Origin of the sequence: Acinetobacter sp. YH12156 (assembly GCF_013418235.1) — a bacterium.
GTDB classification, from domain to species: Bacteria; Pseudomonadota; Gammaproteobacteria; order Pseudomonadales; family Moraxellaceae; genus Acinetobacter; species Acinetobacter pseudolwoffii.
Genome location: NZ_VPCL01000008.1, coordinates 1 through 15,787, shown reverse-complemented (window position 1 = coordinate 15,787; position 15,787 = coordinate 1). Strand labels below are relative to the sequence as shown.

14 protein-coding genes and 1 pseudogene are annotated in these 15,787 nt (G+C 42.2%); 11 read left to right on the top strand and 4 right to left on the bottom strand.

The window, feature by feature from the left end:
• Positions 1 to 8: 8 nt before the first annotated feature.
• The 6 genes from cmk to FTU87_RS08285 all read left to right on the top strand — a co-directional run bounded on the left by cmk (position 9) and on the right by FTU87_RS08285 (position 4,684).
• Positions 9 to 692 (top strand): (d)CMP kinase, encoded by a 684-nt coding sequence (gene cmk, locus FTU87_RS08310; RefSeq protein WP_005097314.1) that lies wholly within the window; start codon positions 9 to 11, stop codon positions 690 to 692.
• Between the two features lie 110 nt (positions 693 to 802).
• Entirely contained in the window at positions 803 to 2,482 is a 1,680-nt protein-coding gene (rpsA, locus tag FTU87_RS08305) for a 30S ribosomal protein S1 (protein ID WP_005097313.1), read from the top strand.
• Positions 2,483 to 2,645: 163 nt separating this feature from the next.
• Positions 2,646 to 2,951 carry an integration host factor subunit beta gene (locus tag FTU87_RS08300; protein WP_005097312.1) on the top strand — a complete coding sequence of 102 codons (306 nt, stop codon included), beginning with the start codon at positions 2,646 to 2,648 and terminating at the stop codon, positions 2,949 to 2,951.
• A 23-nt stretch (positions 2,952 to 2,974) separates the two neighbouring features.
• Positions 2,975 to 3,334 carry a lipopolysaccharide assembly protein LapA domain-containing protein gene (locus FTU87_RS08295; RefSeq protein WP_100355368.1) on the top strand — a complete coding sequence of 120 codons (360 nt, stop codon included), beginning with the start codon at positions 2,975 to 2,977 and terminating at the stop codon, positions 3,332 to 3,334.
• 36 nt (positions 3,335 to 3,370) lie between these two features.
• Positions 3,371 to 4,051 carry an orotidine-5'-phosphate decarboxylase gene (pyrF, locus tag FTU87_RS08290; RefSeq protein ID WP_005097309.1) on the top strand — a complete coding sequence of 227 codons (681 nt, stop codon included), beginning with the start codon at positions 3,371 to 3,373 and terminating at the stop codon, positions 4,049 to 4,051.
• Between the two features lie 405 nt (positions 4,052 to 4,456).
• Positions 4,457 to 4,684 (top strand): hypothetical protein, encoded by a 228-nt coding sequence (locus FTU87_RS08285; RefSeq protein ID WP_180096973.1) that lies wholly within the window; start codon positions 4,457 to 4,459, stop codon positions 4,682 to 4,684.
• Between the two features lie 114 nt (positions 4,685 to 4,798).
• Here FTU87_RS08285 and FTU87_RS08280 read toward each other — a convergent pair whose 3' ends face one another.
• Together FTU87_RS08280 and FTU87_RS08275 are read right to left on the bottom strand one after the other, a co-directional pair.
• The gene (locus tag FTU87_RS08280; RefSeq protein WP_005170429.1) at positions 4,799 to 5,707 is read right to left on the bottom strand and encodes a lysine exporter LysO family protein; all 909 of its coding nucleotides are present in this window, start codon (positions 5,705 to 5,707) and stop codon (positions 4,799 to 4,801) included.
• 68 nt (positions 5,708 to 5,775) lie between these two features.
• On the bottom strand, positions 5,776 to 7,272 hold the full coding sequence (locus FTU87_RS08275) for an NAD(P)/FAD-dependent oxidoreductase (protein ID WP_180096972.1): 1,497 nt from the start codon (positions 7,270 to 7,272) through the stop codon (positions 5,776 to 5,778).
• Positions 7,273 to 7,416: 144 nt separating this feature from the next.
• On the opposite strand from FTU87_RS08275, the gene FTU87_RS08270 reads away from it, so the two are divergent.
• The 5 genes from FTU87_RS08270 (at position 7,417) to FTU87_RS08250 (ending at position 14,513) form a co-directional block, all read left to right on the top strand.
• A complete protein-coding gene (locus tag FTU87_RS08270; RefSeq protein ID WP_180096971.1) occupies positions 7,417 to 8,424 on the top strand; it encodes an AraC family transcriptional regulator in 1,008 nt (335 codons plus the stop codon).
• 84 nt (positions 8,425 to 8,508) lie between these two features.
• Positions 8,509 to 9,654 (top strand): cell division protein ZapE, encoded by a 1,146-nt coding sequence (zapE, locus tag FTU87_RS08265; protein ID WP_180096970.1) that lies wholly within the window; start codon positions 8,509 to 8,511, stop codon positions 9,652 to 9,654.
• A gap of 371 nt (positions 9,655 to 10,025) precedes the next feature.
• Positions 10,026 to 12,191 (top strand): malate synthase G, encoded by a 2,166-nt coding sequence (locus tag FTU87_RS08260; RefSeq protein WP_159516017.1) that lies wholly within the window; start codon positions 10,026 to 10,028, stop codon positions 12,189 to 12,191.
• A 127-nt stretch (positions 12,192 to 12,318) separates the two neighbouring features.
• On the top strand, positions 12,319 to 13,767 hold the full coding sequence (locus FTU87_RS08255) for an aldehyde dehydrogenase family protein (protein WP_100329611.1): 1,449 nt from the start codon (positions 12,319 to 12,321) through the stop codon (positions 13,765 to 13,767).
• Positions 13,768 to 13,850: 83 nt separating this feature from the next.
• Positions 13,851 to 14,513, top strand: coding sequence for an SOS response-associated peptidase family protein (locus tag FTU87_RS08250; RefSeq protein ID WP_005097295.1), 663 nt, complete (start codon positions 13,851 to 13,853; stop codon positions 14,511 to 14,513).
• 76 nt (positions 14,514 to 14,589) lie between these two features.
• On the opposite strand, the gene FTU87_RS08245 is transcribed toward FTU87_RS08250, so the two are convergent.
• Positions 14,590 to 15,054: a MarR family winged helix-turn-helix transcriptional regulator gene (locus FTU87_RS08245; RefSeq protein WP_074383241.1), complete on the bottom strand. Its 465-nt coding sequence runs from the start codon at positions 15,052 to 15,054 to the stop codon at positions 14,590 to 14,592.
• 623 nt (positions 15,055 to 15,677) lie between these two features.
• A pseudogene (locus FTU87_RS08240) lies at positions 15,678 to 15,787 on the bottom strand (IS701 family transposase); the annotation flags it as partial.

Sequence of the window (15,787 nt, the reverse complement as noted above, 5' to 3'; positions counted from 1 at the left end):
GGAAAGCAATGACAGTTCAAATTATTACCATTGATGGTCCAAGTGGGTCTGGCAAAGGTACGTTGGCAGCAAAACTGGCTGCACATTATCAGTTTCACTTATTGGATTCTGGCGCGCTCTACCGGCTTTTGGGTTTGTCATTGCATCACCATGATTTACTGGATTCAATGGACATTAAGTTGCCAGAATGCGTACAAATCGCAACAAATCTGGATATCCAGTTTGTCAGTAGCGAAACCGGAGTGCAGGTGTACTTGGATGGCGAAGATGTTTCCCAGACCATTCGAACTGAACGCGTCGGAGAATTTGCTTCAAAAGTTGCTGCAATTCCTGAGCTTAGAATGGCAATGGTTTCACGTCAACATGCTTTTGCACAGGCACCTGGTCTGGTGGCAGATGGCCGCGATATGGCCACAAGTATCTTCCCGCAAGCTCAGGCTAAAATATATTTGACTGCATCGGCTGAATCGCGCGCGCAAAGACGTGTAAAGCAGTTGCAGGGTATGGGGCTGGATGTTAAAATAAACGATATTTTAGCTAATATCATCGCGCGTGATAAACGAGATATGGAACGCACTGTCGCTCCACTCAAGCCTGCCGATGATGCTTACATTATCGATAGTTCAAATTTGAACATTGATGAGGTATTCCAGTTGATGACCACTTATGTGGACCAGCAGTTAGCCAATTAACCTGATTTTATCAGCAAACGCATAGCTTGATCAGTTTTATATGGACTATGTAGATGCTTAATTAAACCGGCCTTGTCTGATCCAAGACCGCTGACTTTATCGGAAATATCATGACCGAATCTTTTGCAGCCCTCTTTGAAGCAAGTGAATTAAACCTCAACGTTGAAAAGGGTGCAGTTATCCAGGGCGTTGTAGTAAGCATTGACTCTGATTGGGTAACTGTTGACACTGGCCTTAAATCTGAAGGCGTTGTTGACCGTGCTGAGTTCTTAAATGAACAGCGCGAACTTGAAGTTCAAGTTGGCGACACTGTAGACGTAGTTGTTGAAGCGCTTGACAACGGTATGGGTCAAACTGTTCTTTCTCGCGAAAAAGCTAAACGCGCTGAGACTTGGACTAAACTTGAAAAAATCTTTGAAGACGGCGAAATCGTTACTGGTGTTATCTCTGGTAAAGTTAAAGGCGGTTTCACTGTTGACATCGGTCCAGTACGTGCGTTCCTTCCAGGTTCTTTAGTTGATACTCGTCCTATTCGTGATACGACTCACCTAGAAGGCAAAGAGTTAGAATTTAAAGTAATCAAACTTGACGCTAAACGTAACAACGTTGTTGTTTCACGTCGTGCTGTTATGGAAGCTGAATCTTCAGCTGACCGTGAAGCTCTTCTTGCTCAGCTTGAAGAAGGTCAAACTGTTACTGGTACGATCAAAAACCTTACTGACTACGGTGCATTCGTTGACCTTGGCGGTATTGACGGTCTTCTTCACATCACTGATATGGCTTGGAAACGCATCAAGCATCCTTCAGAAGTTGTTGAAGTGGGTCAAGAAGTTACTGTTAAAGTACTTAAGTTCGACCGCGAGCGTAACCGTGTTTCTCTAGGTCTTAAACAACTTGGCGAAGATCCATGGTTAGCGATCATGAACCGTTACCCTAAAGGTTCAATCGTTAAAGCGCGCGTAACTAACCTGACTGACTACGGTTGTTTCGCTGAAATCGCTGAAGGCGTTGAAGGTTTAGTACACGTTTCAGAAATGGATCACACGAACAAAAACATCCACCCATCTAAAGTTGTTCAGATCGGTGATGAAGTTGATGTTATGGTTCTTGAGGTTGATGAAGAGCGTCGTCGTATTTCTCTTGGTATCAAACAAACTCGTGCTAACCCATGGGAAGAGTTTGCTAAAGACCACGACAAAGGCGAAAAAGTTTCTGGTACGATCAAATCTATCACTGACTTTGGTATCTTCATCGGTTTACCAGGCGGTATCGACGGTCTAGTTCACTTGTCTGATATTTCTTGGAACGAACAAGGTGAAGAAGCGATTCGTCGTTACAAGAAAGGCGACACTGTTGAAGCGGTTATCCTTTCTGTAGACGCTGAAGGCAACCGTATCAGCCTTGGCATCAAGCAAATGAACAACGATCCGTTCAATGACTTCCTTGCTGCTAACGAACGCGGTGCGTTGGTTAAAGGTACTGTAACTGCAGTTGATGCGAAAGGCGCGACTGTTAAGTTGGCTGACGAAGTTGAAGCGACTCTGAAAGCATCTGAAATCAACCGCGATCGCGTTGAAGATGCAACTAAGTTCCTTGAAGTTGGTCAAGAAGTAGAAGCGAAGATCATCAACGTTGATCGTAAATCTCGCGCAATCAACTTGTCTATCAAAGCGAAAGACGAAGCTGAAGAGAAAGAAGCAGTTGCTAACTTGAAAACAGCGCCAGCTGCTGGTCAAGACAATGGTCCTAAGACGATTGGTGACCTGATCAAAGCTCAAATGGGCAACTAAGTAGACGTTTGAATTGTATTGTTAATGTAAGTTAACTAATACTTTTTATACAAATACTGTAAACGGTAGCGTAGTATTTAATTATTGCGCTACCGTTTTGTATTTAAACAGGTTATTATCGGGAAATAGATCCCAAGTAGCTTGATAATTAAAGAGGTCGCAGATGACTACTGAAGCACTTAATAAGTCTGACTTAATAGAGCGCATTGCATTAAAAAATCCGCATTTGGCCGAGCCTTTAGTGGAAGAAGCGGTTAAAATTATGATTGATCAAATGATAGAAGCTTTATCATCTGACAATCGTATCGAGATTCGCGGATTTGGTAGTTTTGCATTGCATCATCGTGAGCCACGCGTGGGTCGTAACCCTAAAACTGGTAAATCTGTAGAAGTGGCTGCAAAAGCAGTTCCGCACTTTAAGCCAGGTAAGGCCCTTCGGGATGCTGTAAACGAATCTGCAAATAAATAATTGTAAATATTTACGGGGTGTTCATGCGTTACGTTCTGGTCGTTCTTTTATTGGTGCTGTTTGGCTATTCATTGGCTTTGGTTTTGCAAAATGGTACCGAATTGTCCGTGGACTTGTTATTTACTCAAGTTCCTGCAATGCGTCTAGGATTATTGCTGCTCCTTACCCTATCTCTAGGCGTCGTTTTAGGCCTGTTATTGGGCGTTCAAATCTTCCGGGTTTTCCAGACCAATTGGGAAATCAAGCGACTGCGTAAAGACATTGAACATCTGCGTAAGGAACAGTTGAATACAGCCAAGTTAATGGCCGCTGAAGCAGCAGTCCATACCCGGCATGAAAAAACTGTATTAGATATTACCAATGAAAATCAAAGCCCATTATAATGGGCTTATTTTTTGCCTATTTGAAGGGATAATCTCTTGAGTATCATTGTTGCACTAGATGCCAAAAGCCAATTTGATGCCTTAGCCATTGCAGAACAGCTAGATCCTGCCTTGTGTCGACTAAAAGTGGGCAAAGAGTTATTTACCCATGAAGGTCCAATCATTGTCAGAGCACTTCAAGACAAAGGTTTTGATGTATTTCTGGATCTGAAATTTCATGATATTCCAAATACGACTGCACAGGCAGTCTGCGCGGCAGCTGATTTGGGTGTATGGATGGTGAATGTACATGCATCTGGTGGCCGAAAAATGATGGAAACCTGTGTGGAGCGTTTACAAGCAGGCAACTATAAAACTCAACTCATTGCTGTGACAGTGCTGACTTCAATGGGTCGTGAAGACCTCAAAGATATTGGTCTGGATATTGAGCCAAATGAGCATGTCAAGCGTCTGGCTCAACTGACCAAAAACAGTGGCCTGGACGGGGTGGTGTGTTCAGCTCAAGAAGCAAAAATGTTACGTGAAACATTAGGCCAAGACTTTGCTTTGGTAACACCCGGTATTCGTCCTGAAGGCTCAAATGCCGATGATCAGAAGCGTATTGTGACACCGAAACAGGCGATGCTGGATGGTTCGACTCATCTGGTGATTGGCCGTCCCATTACCCAGTCTAAGAATATGCGTCAGACTTTAAAAGATATTTTGGCAACGCTTTAATATGGTTTGAATGACAAAAAGCCTTTCAGTCGAAATAATGCTGATCAGTTAAGGAGTTTAGAAATAGACTCTTTAATTTTTTAGTCATTCACGTCGGAGTATTAATGTTATAAATCAAATTCTTGTAAATTATTTGTTACTTTGGTTTCGCCCAAAGTAACCAAAGGCATTTGTCATCCGCAAAACTCGTCAGCCACCATCGACTAGTAAATTTGTCGCAGAAACAATCATTTTTAAATGTAGTCCTGCCTCAAACAGTTGCGGATGACTTTTCTATCTATCAGATATAATCATGAATTTGAAAAAGAAAATGCTAATCAATTCCTTAACTGACTGGCATTATTTCAGTCGAAAGGCTTTTTTTATATATTGAAAAAAATGGTTATAAAATAAAAAGGAAAAATGATGACTTCATCTGAACCACAATTAGAAAAAGAACAGAATGACGTGATTCAAAATGTTCAACAGGCGGAACAGCTTAAGCAACAAGAACAGCAACAACAGCAGGGAAGCTCAGCAGATTGGACAGCAGGGATCGATGTGGTCAGTTTGGCATCTGATGCCATCAGCCTTGCTTCGGATGTTATTGAAACAGTAGGCGATGCCTTAAGTGATATTGATTTAAGTTTTTAGTCAGCCCTTCTTGCTTGTGCTTCGTTTTAAAATCCTGCTTTAGAACTTAGTCAGGAAGGAGAGTTCCTCTTTAGAAAAGAGAGATTTAGGGAGATTGAGAAAGCAATAAAGCAATTAAATCGCTGCCAGTACACTCACCATGACTGGTGCTAACAGTGACAAAATAAATCCACTGACCATAGCATGCGGAATAAAATCGTGACCGCAAGCCTGCTTAACCATCGGTAAAGTCACATCCATTGCAGTTGCACCTGCTGCGGAAATGGCAGATCTCGGGTATCTCCAGCCCATACAATACATCAGTAAGATGGCAAAAATTTCTCTAAACAGGTCATTCATTAGTGCAATGCTGCCGAGTTCTGCATTTCGAAGCTCGGTCACGACAACGCCTGACATTGAGTAAAATCCATAGCCTTGTGACAGCATGATCAAATCTTTCAGGCCAATCTGTGTGTTCCAGAATGAATAGAGCATAACTGCGAATAATGAACCGAAGATACAACCGATCGGAACCAGAAGAATTTTGATATTTAACCAAGAACGATCCAGTGGCGAATAAGCCAGATCTAAACCAATGAAAAACATAAATACCAGTAACAAATGCCAGGTGCTAATGTGTAAGGACAGATCAAACAGACTCAAGCCAGCATGTAAAAAGTATCCGCCTGCGAGTGCCAAAAAAGCATAACTCATATTCACTAAGGATTTAATTACCAGATCAAGGGATACTCTGCCTGAACTGGGAAGAAAACCAGCCCACTTGAACAGCAAATAGCAAATAGCAAAAGCACCGAGTGATGTCAGAAAGGCAATGCTGATGGATGTACTCAGAATCTGTAGGGGATGCTGTAATTCATCCACAAGCTGTGAGAATTCAAAGGAAATCGCAATCAGTAACACATAGCTAAAATAAGGTAAGAGCTTGAAACAGATTTTGATCATCGATACTGGAATCCGTTTCGCCAAAGCAAAACCGAGTGCCAAACAGAGAAGAAGCTGAAAGATGAGCCAAAGCGATTGCATAAGTTTAATAGATTGAAAAAATTATCTTTAAATTATGCCATCGCTTGATGCTAGATGGTGAAAAGCTTTTAGCTAACTTTATTGAATAATCGATAATCTGCGGTATTGGGTTTCTTGGTTTTCAGCCAGTATTTCCAGGTATAAGTCGGCCATAGGGCAAAATTCTTGCCACCTTCCTGCTGATACCAGCTGACACAGCCAGATTGCCATACGGTCTGTTCAAACATATGTTGCACCTGCTGATTAAATGTATCTTGCGCCTGCTCTTTGACCATAATGGCATCGCTATGTGATTGATCGACTCGCTGCATGAGCTGCAAGATATAGTCAACTTGTGCCTCAATCATAAAAATCACAGAGTTGTGTGCCAATAGGGTATTTGGGCCCAGTAATTGAAACAGGTTTGGGAAACCTTTCATGCAAATTCCATAATAACTTTCAGCCCCCTGTTTCCAGACCTCATTGAGCTGTAGATTATCCAGCCCAGTACATTGAAAATTCTTCATATAGATGCGTGGATCGGTAATGAACCCGGTGCCATAAATCAGACAGTCAATTGGCCGTTCCTGACCATCTTGGGTAATGATGCTATTTTCAGTGAGTTCCTGAATCTTTTCAGTCACCAGTTCTACATTCCTGCGGTTAAAAGTCGGGAAATAGCTATTAGAAACCAGAATTCGTTTACAACCCATGATGTAATCCGGAGTGAGTTTTTGAGCTAACTCAGGATCTTTAATCTGGTATTTGATGAACAGTTCTGCCAGTTTCTGGGTGTATTTCATGATTCCGGGTTTAACGATGGGGATGACCCGCGATTCATTTGACCAATATAAGCGGGCACGGTGCAGTTTTCGGAACCAGTCATATTTTTCAAATAGTGTCTTTTCGAGAGGGTGATAGACACGTTCATCGCGAGGAATGATCCAGGCTGCAGTACGTTGCATGACATAGAGTTGTTTGCATTGTGGGGCAATTTCCGGAACATATTGAATGGCGCTGCCACCTGTGCCAATCGATGCGACATTTTTGCCATTTAAATCATAAGTATGATCCCATTGTGCAGAATGAAAGACTTTCCCTTGAAACTTCTCAATACCGGGGATAGGTGGAATCTGGGGAATGTGCAAAGGCCCTGAAGCAAATATGACAAATTGGGCTTCCAGGATACTTTGATCTTGTAACTGCAATTGCCACAGACAGCGCTCTGCCTGGTAATGCGCTGAAAGGACTTCAGTATTTAAGCGGCAGAAAGCACGTAGCTTATAATCGTTTACCAGATCCTGAATATAGGAAAATATCTCGGGTGCTTCGGCATAGCGTTTTGACCAGTTGCTTTTCGGCGCAAATGACAGGGAATATAAATGTGACTGCACATCACAGGCTGCGCCAGGGTACTGGTTGTCTCGCCAGGTTCCACCAAATTCATTGCCTTTTTCCAGCAGAATAAAATCATGGATGCCTTGCTGCTGTAAACGTATTGCCATGGCAATACCGCCAAAACCGGCGCCAATAATGGCAACTTTGGTATGAGCGTGGGAGCGTGTGACAGTGGCATGATCTAGCATTCGTACATTCCTTGTTTATTTTAATGTTGGATATTTATCGTAATTTGCTCCTAAACGATTAGACATAAAATTGATCTAAACGGCAATAGCCGACACATTATTTTTATAGTACAACTAGTGCAAGCACATTGTATTTGTATGGTTATGAAACGTTCTGTTCTCAGTCTGATGTATTTGATTCAAGGGATGCGTAAGGCTGGCATGCAGGTCGATCAGAAACTGCAAAACATTGGGTTGCGTGTAGATGCCTTTGATCCAAGCTCGGTGATCCATCCGAGTCTGGAACATGATGTGCTCAAGGTGGTGGGGCAGGAAATTCAGCCTGAACAGGGATTATTGATTGGCCAGCATTATGCTTTGGCAGGTTATGGCCCCTTACTCATGTTGCTGGTGACCAGTCCTACGGTACGTGATGCACTGAATCAGGTGATCCGTTTTCAGCAGTTGACGCATTTGACCGGTCAGTTGGCCTTGCAGCAAAGCGAGCATCATAGCGCGCTGTGTTATCGAGCAAAGCAGCAGGATGATCATTTGGGAATGTTGCTGGCACAGGCGGAGATTTCCGGAACGTTTAAGTTTATCCGGGAAATTTACAAATTGATGGGCTTATCCAAACCGGATCTGCGGATCGAGTTGCCATTTGCCCATCCAGAAGATCTGAATACCTTAAAGGTCTACCATGATTATTATGGAACACAGGTACAGTTTGATGCATCTCGGGCAGCATTCTGGTTTGATGAAGCAGTGCTGGATATTAAAATTCCCTCTGCGGATGCGGTCACTTTTGCTGTCTATGAAGCCAAATGTCTGGCTGAAATGGAACGTTTGCAACAGGATGAGCAGACGCCGATTGTGGTGCAGCGTGTTCAGGATTATCTGGAAATCCAAAGTGGTTTGATGCCGAGCATGGCCGAAACTGCGCAGGCGCTAAATATTCCGGAACGAACCTTGCGGCATCAGTTACAGCAGTGTGATACCAGTTATAAGCAGATTCGCGAAGAAATTATTAAAGATAAGGCTTTGCGACTGATTGAATATAAACAGTATTCGATTGAAATGATTGCAGAATTATTAGGCTATTCCGAGCCGGCCGCTTTTAACCATGCCTTTAAACGCTGGTTTGGGCAAAGTCCTCGGCAATATATAAAATAGCCTAAGCCTGTTTATGCCAAAGTGTTATAGTGTGTTGATTAAACTCCGCTATAATTAAATTGATCCCAAATAGTACGAAACTCTATGTCCGATTTTAATTCACAGCACAGCACCGCCTTTAGTCTGATTTCTCCTGCAGAACGTTATGCACAAGCAATATCTTCGGGACAGTTTATGCCTGATGATGCACAGGCAATGGCAGTACATGAACTGAATCGTGTCTGGCTGGAATTGATTCAGCGTTTTAAGGCCTCGAAAAAAGCCTTTCGCCGTTTTCGCCGTCAGACTTCTCCCAATGGCGTGTATATGTGGGGTGGTGTGGGTCGTGGCAAAACCTGGTTAATGGATCAGTTTTATGATTCGATTCCATTTCGCCGTAAAACCCGGATGCATTTTCACCACTTTATGCAGCATGTGCATCGTGAATTAAATAAGCTCTCTGGGCAGCGTAATCCGCTGGATCTGGTCGCGGATCAGATTTATAAAGACGCGGTGATTATCTGTTTCGATGAGTTCTTTGTATCCAATGTCACCGATGCCATGATTCTGAGTGATCTGTTCCAGAAACTATTTGAACGCGGGATTACTTTGGTTGCAACTTCGAACATTGCCCCAGATGGTTTGTATAAAAACGGGATTCATCGTGACCGTTTCCTGCCGACGATTGAACTGGTCAAGAAAAACTGTGTGGTGTTAAACGTCGATGCCGGCGTCGATTACCGTTTACGCGTATTAAAACAGGCGCAGTTATTCAAATTCCCATTAACCCATGATCATAAAAACTGGATTGCGCAACGTTTCAGCGCTTTGACTCAGACGCAAACCTGCTCTGAAGAGCCGATTATCATCAATAACCGTATTGTGGAAACTGTGTCACATACCGAAGATGTATTGTGGTGCGAGTTTTCTGAGCTGTGTCTGAAACCACGTAGCCCGGCTGACTTTATTGAAATTGCCAATATTTATAATACGGTTTTAGTCAGTAATGTGCCGCACCTGACCGATTTCCTCAATGATGGGACGCGCCGTTTTATTTATCTGGTCGATGAGTTCTATGACCGTGGTGTCAAACTGTTATTGACCTCGGAAGACAATATTGTTGATATTTACCAGGGTGAAAAACTGGTCTTTGAAATTGAACGGACGCGTTCACGTTTGCTGGAAATGCAGTCGGATGAATATCTGAATTCTGAACATCGTCAGATTCAGAAAACTATCTCGAGTGAGTAGGAAGCAGAATAAAAGCGCTGGTCATTGACCGGCGCTTTTTTATAAAAATAAGCAGGTAAATGATCGACAATTAGGGCCAAACATGGCTTAATCTTGATCTAAATATGATCGTGTATAACTAGAATGCATAATTTTTACTCGAAAATCTGAACTTAAGTCTAATTTCTACATTTCGAAAACTTTATACACTGTCATTAGGGTATTTAGCAGAATGATATCTCAATGCGGCTGAGCGACGTCTGATATGTTTATGAGGGTACTCATATTATGAAAAATGCTCAGTATTTAGCAATTTGATAATACTATTCAGCTAGATTTTAATCGGTATACTAGAATCTCTTGTATAAAAAGTAGCAATATCAGGAAAGACAATGACTGCACGTATTCAAAAAGGCAAGTTAGCGATTGCTAAAGAACTTTACGATTTTATCGAAAATGAAGCACTACCAGGTTCTGGTTTGGATAGTGAAACTTACTGGAAAAACTTTGAACAAGTCGTTGTTGATCTTAGCCCTAAAAATAAAGCACTTTTGGCTAAGCGTAATGACATTCAAGCGAAAATCGATGAATGGCACCGCAATAACACATTTGAATTACAAGCTTACAAAGCTTTCTTGACTGAAATTGGCTACTTGTTACCAGAAGTAGAAGATTTTCAAATCAGCACTGAAAATGTAGACGAAGAAATTGCCGTATTGGCCGGCCCACAGCTGGTGGTACCGGTACGTAATGCACGTTACTGCCTCAACGCAGCCAACGCACGTTGGGGTTCTCTCTACGATGCACTTTATGGTTTCGATGTGATCTCTGAAGAAGATGGCGCGGAAAAAGGTAAAGGCTATAACCCGAAACGTGGTGAGAAAGTTGTCGCATTTGCGAAAAACTTCCTTGACGAAACTTTCCCATTGGCACAAGGTTCACACGCAGACGCAACTCAATATGCAGTTGATGGCAACGCACTGGTTGTAACATTAAAAGATGGTTCTACAACGACTGTTGCGGATAGCGCTAAATTTGTTGGCTTCAATGGCGAAGCGTCAGCACCGACTGAAATCGTATTTAAAAATAACGGTCTGCACGTTATTGTGCAAATTGATGCAACGAGCCCGATTGGCCAGACTGATGCCGCTGGCGTAAAAGACGTAGTTCTTGAAGCTGCAGTTACCACCATTCAGGATTTGGAAGACTCGATTGCAGCGGTTGATGCTGAAGAAAAAGTGGAAGGCTATCGTAACTGGTTAGGTCTGATGAAAGGCACTTTAGAAGAGTCCATTCAGAAAAATGGTAAAACAGTTACCCGTACACTGAATGCAGACCGTACTTTCAAAAATGTGGAAGGTGGTGAAACCAAGGTTCATGGTCGTTCATTGATGTTGCTGCGTAATGTCGGTCATTTGATGACAAACCCTGCCATTTTGGTCGATGGTGCAGAGATTTTTGAGGGCATCATGGATGCCTTGATTACACCATTGTTGTCTTTTGCCGACATCAAAGGTGAAAATACCATCAAGAACTCGCGTCAAGGTTCAATGTATATCGTTAAACCAAAAATGCATGGTCCTGAAGAAGTGGCATTTGCCGTTGAATTGTTTGAACGTGCGGAACAGGTACTGGGTTTGCCTGCAAAAACTTTAAAAATCGGGATTATGGATGAAGAGCGCCGTACTTCTGTAAACCTGAAGAACTGTATTGCACAAGCCAAAGACCGTACTATTTTCATCAATACAGGCTTCATGGACCGTACCGGTGACGAAATCCATACCTTTATGGAAGCAGGCCCATTCGTACGTAAAGGCGAAGTCAAAGGTCAGATCTGGTTCCCGGCTTATGAAAACCGTAACGTGATGATCGGTCTGCAAGCAGGTTTACGTGGCAAAGCGCAAATCGGTAAAGGCATGTGGCCAAAACCAGATATGTTGCTCGACATGTATAAAACCAAAACTGAACATCCGGAAGCAGGTGCGAGCTGTGCATGGGTGCCATCACCAACAGGTGCGGTAATTCACGCGATTCACTATCATCAGATTAATGTTGCGGATCGTCAGCAAGAGTTATTGGCAACTGAAGCCTTGTCACTAGATGACTTGTTAACGCCACCATTAGCAACAGACACTAACTGGTCTGAAGAAGAGAAAACCAAAGAACTTGAAAATAACTGTCAGGGGATCTTGGGTTATGTGGTTCGCTGGGTAGACTTAGGTGTAGGTTGTTCTAAAGTACTCGATATCAACGATGTCGGGTTAATGGAAGACCGTGCGACTCTACGTATTTCTTCACAGCACGTGGCGAACTGGTTGCGTCATGGTGTGGTAAGCCGTGAGCAAGTAGAAGAAGTGATGCAGCGTATGGCGAAAATTGTAGATCAGCAAAATGCCAATGATCCGTTGTATACGCCAATGTCTGCAGACTTTGCCAACAATATTGCATTCCAGGCAGCGTCTGACCTGATCTTTAAAGGTGGTGAACAGCCATCAGGTTATACCGAGCCACTTTTACATGCAGCACGTTTAAAGTTAAAAGGTTATACAGGTGACTAATCCCGTCTAACTTAAAAAAGCCTCTTCGGAGGCTTTTTTATTGTCTAATGGTAAGCGGCTGTCTTTCTGACTAGAAATTTTTCAGTTGAACTCTTAAAGTGGAGCAAAGCTTGCGAGGAACAATAAAATGATGACGGTATATCAGGACTTAGACCAGCAGTTTATTCATGGTCAGTGGCAACATGGAACTTCAACCAAAATCATAAAAAATATCAATCCTTTTACCCAAACCGAAATTATGAGTCTTGCAGCTGCCAGCTCTGTCGATGTAGACAGTGCGTATACGGCAGCAGAACAGGCTTTTCAACAGGGTGTTTTGAATTCCATTGAAGTCCGTAAAACAGTATTGCAAAATTTAATTAATATTATTCAGCAGCGCCGTGCAGAAATCATTGACTGGCTGATTATTGAATCAGGCAGTACGCGCATTAAAGCCGGCCTTGAGGTAGATGCTGCCTTGGGGATTATTCACGAAAGTCTGGCATTTCCAGATCAGCTGAAAACTGAACAGCTCGAAAGCAAAGATCCAGTACGGAAAAGTTTGGTCTTGCGTAAACCTTTAGGCGTGATTGCAGTCATCAGCCCATGGAACTTTCCATTTCATCTGTCCTTGCGTTCAGTGGCGACAGCGATTGCCTGTGGCAATACGGTTGTCTTGAAACCAGCCAGTGATACGCCGGTGACTGGCGGTACATTAATCGGGAAATTATTTGAAGAAGCCGGTTTGCCTCCGGGTGCATTGAATATTATTGCCGGTGCTGGCAGTGAAATCGGGGATTATTTTGTCGAGCATTCAGTGCCAAAAATGATTTCATTTACCGGCTCGACTGAAGTGGGGAAAAGTGTCGGCAGTAAAGCTCTGGCCAGTTCCAGAATCAAACGTTTGGCACTGGAACTGGGCGGCAATGCACCCTTGGTGATTCTGGATGATGCCGACCTTGATCTGGCGGTTGAACTGACCTTGATGGGGCGTTTTATGCATCAGGGACAAATTTGCATGAGCACCAATCGGGTTGTTATCGATGCATCTATTCATGATGCTTATGTGGATAAGCTTCTGGATCGGGTCAAAATGATTCCAGTGGGCGATCCGAATCTGGAAGATACCATCATCGGGCCGATCATTAATCGGAGTCAGGTCAAAAAGCATCAACAGATCATTCAGACAGGCAGCGAGCAGGGCGCACAGCTGGTATATGAGGGCGGAATTGAAGGAAATCTGGTCTATCCGCATATTTTCATTAACGTCGCAGCCGATTCTGATTTAGCACAACAAGAAAGCTTCGGTCCGATTTTACCGATCTTAAAAGCACGTGATGAGGCCCATGCTTTAAATCTAGCCAATGCAACAGAGTTCGGTTTGTCCAGTGCAGTCTGTACATCAAATATCGAACGCGGCAGCGCTTTTGCGGCACAACTGGATATTGGCATGACCCATATTAACGGGATCAGTGTTGCAGATCAGTCTAATGCACCCTTTGGCGGCGAGAAAAACTCAGGACTCGGACGTTTTAATGGTCGCTGGATTTTTGAGGAATTTACCCGGACACACTGGTTGACTATACCGAATTCATGATACTCAAATCTATATCAATATTACAGGTTTGGCTCAGACATCAGGTTATAATCGAGTGGTCGAATGATTTACATTAATCCGCCATGTGTGCCAACTTTAAACCTTTAAGCTTAGAACAATTGCATAATCTGGGATTGCCCGAAATTCCTTTTGAATATCCGGAAGAGGTCTATCCCAATTATGCTACACCGCTGTTATTTCATTCAGCTCAAGGACTGGAATGGCGGTCGGTAAATTTTGGCCTGATTCCAAAATGGGCAGAAGATAAAAGTATAGCTACCAAGACCTATAACGCCAGAAATGAAACTTTATTGCAAAAGCCAACCTTTGCTGAAGCCACTGCCAAATGTCATTTTGGGGTCATTCCTGTTGCCGAGTTTTATGAGTCCAAATATTTTGACAATAAACCACAGCGTTGGGGTATAAGACGTCAAGATGGTCAGGCGACTTTTATTGCGGCAGTATATGAGATTACACGAGTACAAGGGGAAATTGTACGATCTGCCAGCATGATTACGATGGATGCCATTGACCATCCGATGATGAAAGAATTTCATGAGCCTGGAAATATCAAACGTTCGGTGATCGTAATTCCACATGAACGACTACAAGAATGGCTGACACTGAGTCATCCGGATATTCGAAGTTTTGTACACGGCTTTCCGGAAGAAGAGTTTGAATGTTCACATGTTCCCAAAGAAAAAATCAAAAAAGCCAGCCCACAACTGAACTTTTTTGATTCTTAGAAAGCTCCGGTGAATTATTTATTATTGAAAGTATGCCAATTCGCCAGCGTCTATTTAAAAATAAAAAGTAGGACTTTTAACGAGCCAGGTTTTTAAAAATATGACGTAAACTTTCCATGGTTTTTTCAATTTGCAAAGGCGTCAAGCCTTCAAATGACTGCTCTAGTACTATATTGGTCAGATCATTGATCTTATGTGTCATTTGCATGCCTTTTTCGGTCAAAAATACCCGGGTAATTCGTGCATCATCTTCACATGAATAAGTCTCAACCAGACCCTCATCTTTTAAGCGATAAACAATTTTAGTGGTGGTCGACATTTTAGATACGACCATCTCTGATAAGTCGGATACACTCGCACGCGGTTTGGATTTTAAGGCAAGAAGGATACGGCGGCGCGAATTGTCGACACCATATTTTTTAAGTGCGTGATCGACATTAAGTACATATTGAGCATGAACCTGAGTAACCCAATAATAGGGAAAGTTTTCTAAATTAAATTCTTCCGTACACGGTAAAAATTTTGCATATTTCTTAGTCATGAAATGTTCCTTGTATTTATTTTTCTAGGGCCCGTCCATTTTATGAAAAAGTTTATGCATGTTTCAACCTTTATTTTAAAAATGTTAAAGAGATTGCACTTTTTAGTTTTTCTTAATAACCCCAGAAGTCGAGCAGTTCTGCATATGCGCTGATTCAGGACAGAGAATGGCCATTTTAAATCGGATGAAAGGCAATAATATTTTGTGTAAAATTAATACTTAATTGTATATTTCTGAGGCGGAATCATTTTCCGCAATGGTTTGTCATTCGACAGCATGATTCGCTTATCGGCCAAAATGCAATCACTCTGATTTTAATCAACCAGACAATTTTGCTGATGGATCTATGCAGTTATGCGGAGGAATTTCCCCATCAAAAAATTCAAGCCCTATTTTAACTGATTGCTTTTTTAATCGGTATATATTTGATGGCTGAATTTTTAGTTCACTTTAAAAGTGGTTGAGCTAATGAATGGTAATTACTACATATTTTTAATTAAAGTAAAATAATTTGTGAAGAAAAAAATTAAGTTTAATGCGTTTTATACACACTGATTAATGAAAAAAGTCTAAGGAAAATCATAATCATGTAATTTTTTTATAAATTTAGGACTTACGCACTATTATTTATAGATTCTCTGTGGTAGCAGATGATTTTTATCGAGAATAAAGTCATCAATGAAGTTTTTGATAACTGGTCTAAATAATTTCTTCTGCCAACGATATACATTTT

Coding starts and splice junctions, on each gene's coding strand:
- zapE (WP_180096970.1), top strand. CDS start 8,509: ATGTCCGATTTTAATTCACAGCACAGCACCGCCTTTAGTCTGATTTCT.
- FTU87_RS08270 (WP_180096971.1), top strand. CDS start 7,417: ATGAAACGTTCTGTTCTCAGTCTGATGTATTTGATTCAAGGGATGCGT.
- FTU87_RS08295 (WP_100355368.1), top strand. CDS start 2,975: ATGCGTTACGTTCTGGTCGTTCTTTTATTGGTGCTGTTTGGCTATTCA.
- FTU87_RS08250 (WP_005097295.1), top strand. CDS start 13,851: ATGTGTGCCAACTTTAAACCTTTAAGCTTAGAACAATTGCATAATCTG.
- FTU87_RS08255 (WP_100329611.1), top strand. CDS start 12,319: ATGATGACGGTATATCAGGACTTAGACCAGCAGTTTATTCATGGTCAG.
- FTU87_RS08280 (WP_005170429.1), bottom strand. CDS start 5,707: ATGCAATCGCTTTGGCTCATCTTTCAGCTTCTTCTCTGTTTGGCACTC.
- FTU87_RS08300 (WP_005097312.1), top strand. CDS start 2,646: ATGACTACTGAAGCACTTAATAAGTCTGACTTAATAGAGCGCATTGCA.
- FTU87_RS08260 (WP_159516017.1), top strand. CDS start 10,026: ATGACTGCACGTATTCAAAAAGGCAAGTTAGCGATTGCTAAAGAACTT.
- cmk (WP_005097314.1), top strand. CDS start 9: ATGACAGTTCAAATTATTACCATTGATGGTCCAAGTGGGTCTGGCAAA.
- FTU87_RS08275 (WP_180096972.1), bottom strand. CDS start 7,272: ATGCTAGATCATGCCACTGTCACACGCTCCCACGCTCATACCAAAGTT.
- FTU87_RS08245 (WP_074383241.1), bottom strand. CDS start 15,054: ATGACTAAGAAATATGCAAAATTTTTACCGTGTACGGAAGAATTTAAT.
- FTU87_RS08285 (WP_180096973.1), top strand. CDS start 4,457: ATGACTTCATCTGAACCACAATTAGAAAAAGAACAGAATGACGTGATT.
- rpsA (WP_005097313.1), top strand. CDS start 803: ATGACCGAATCTTTTGCAGCCCTCTTTGAAGCAAGTGAATTAAACCTC.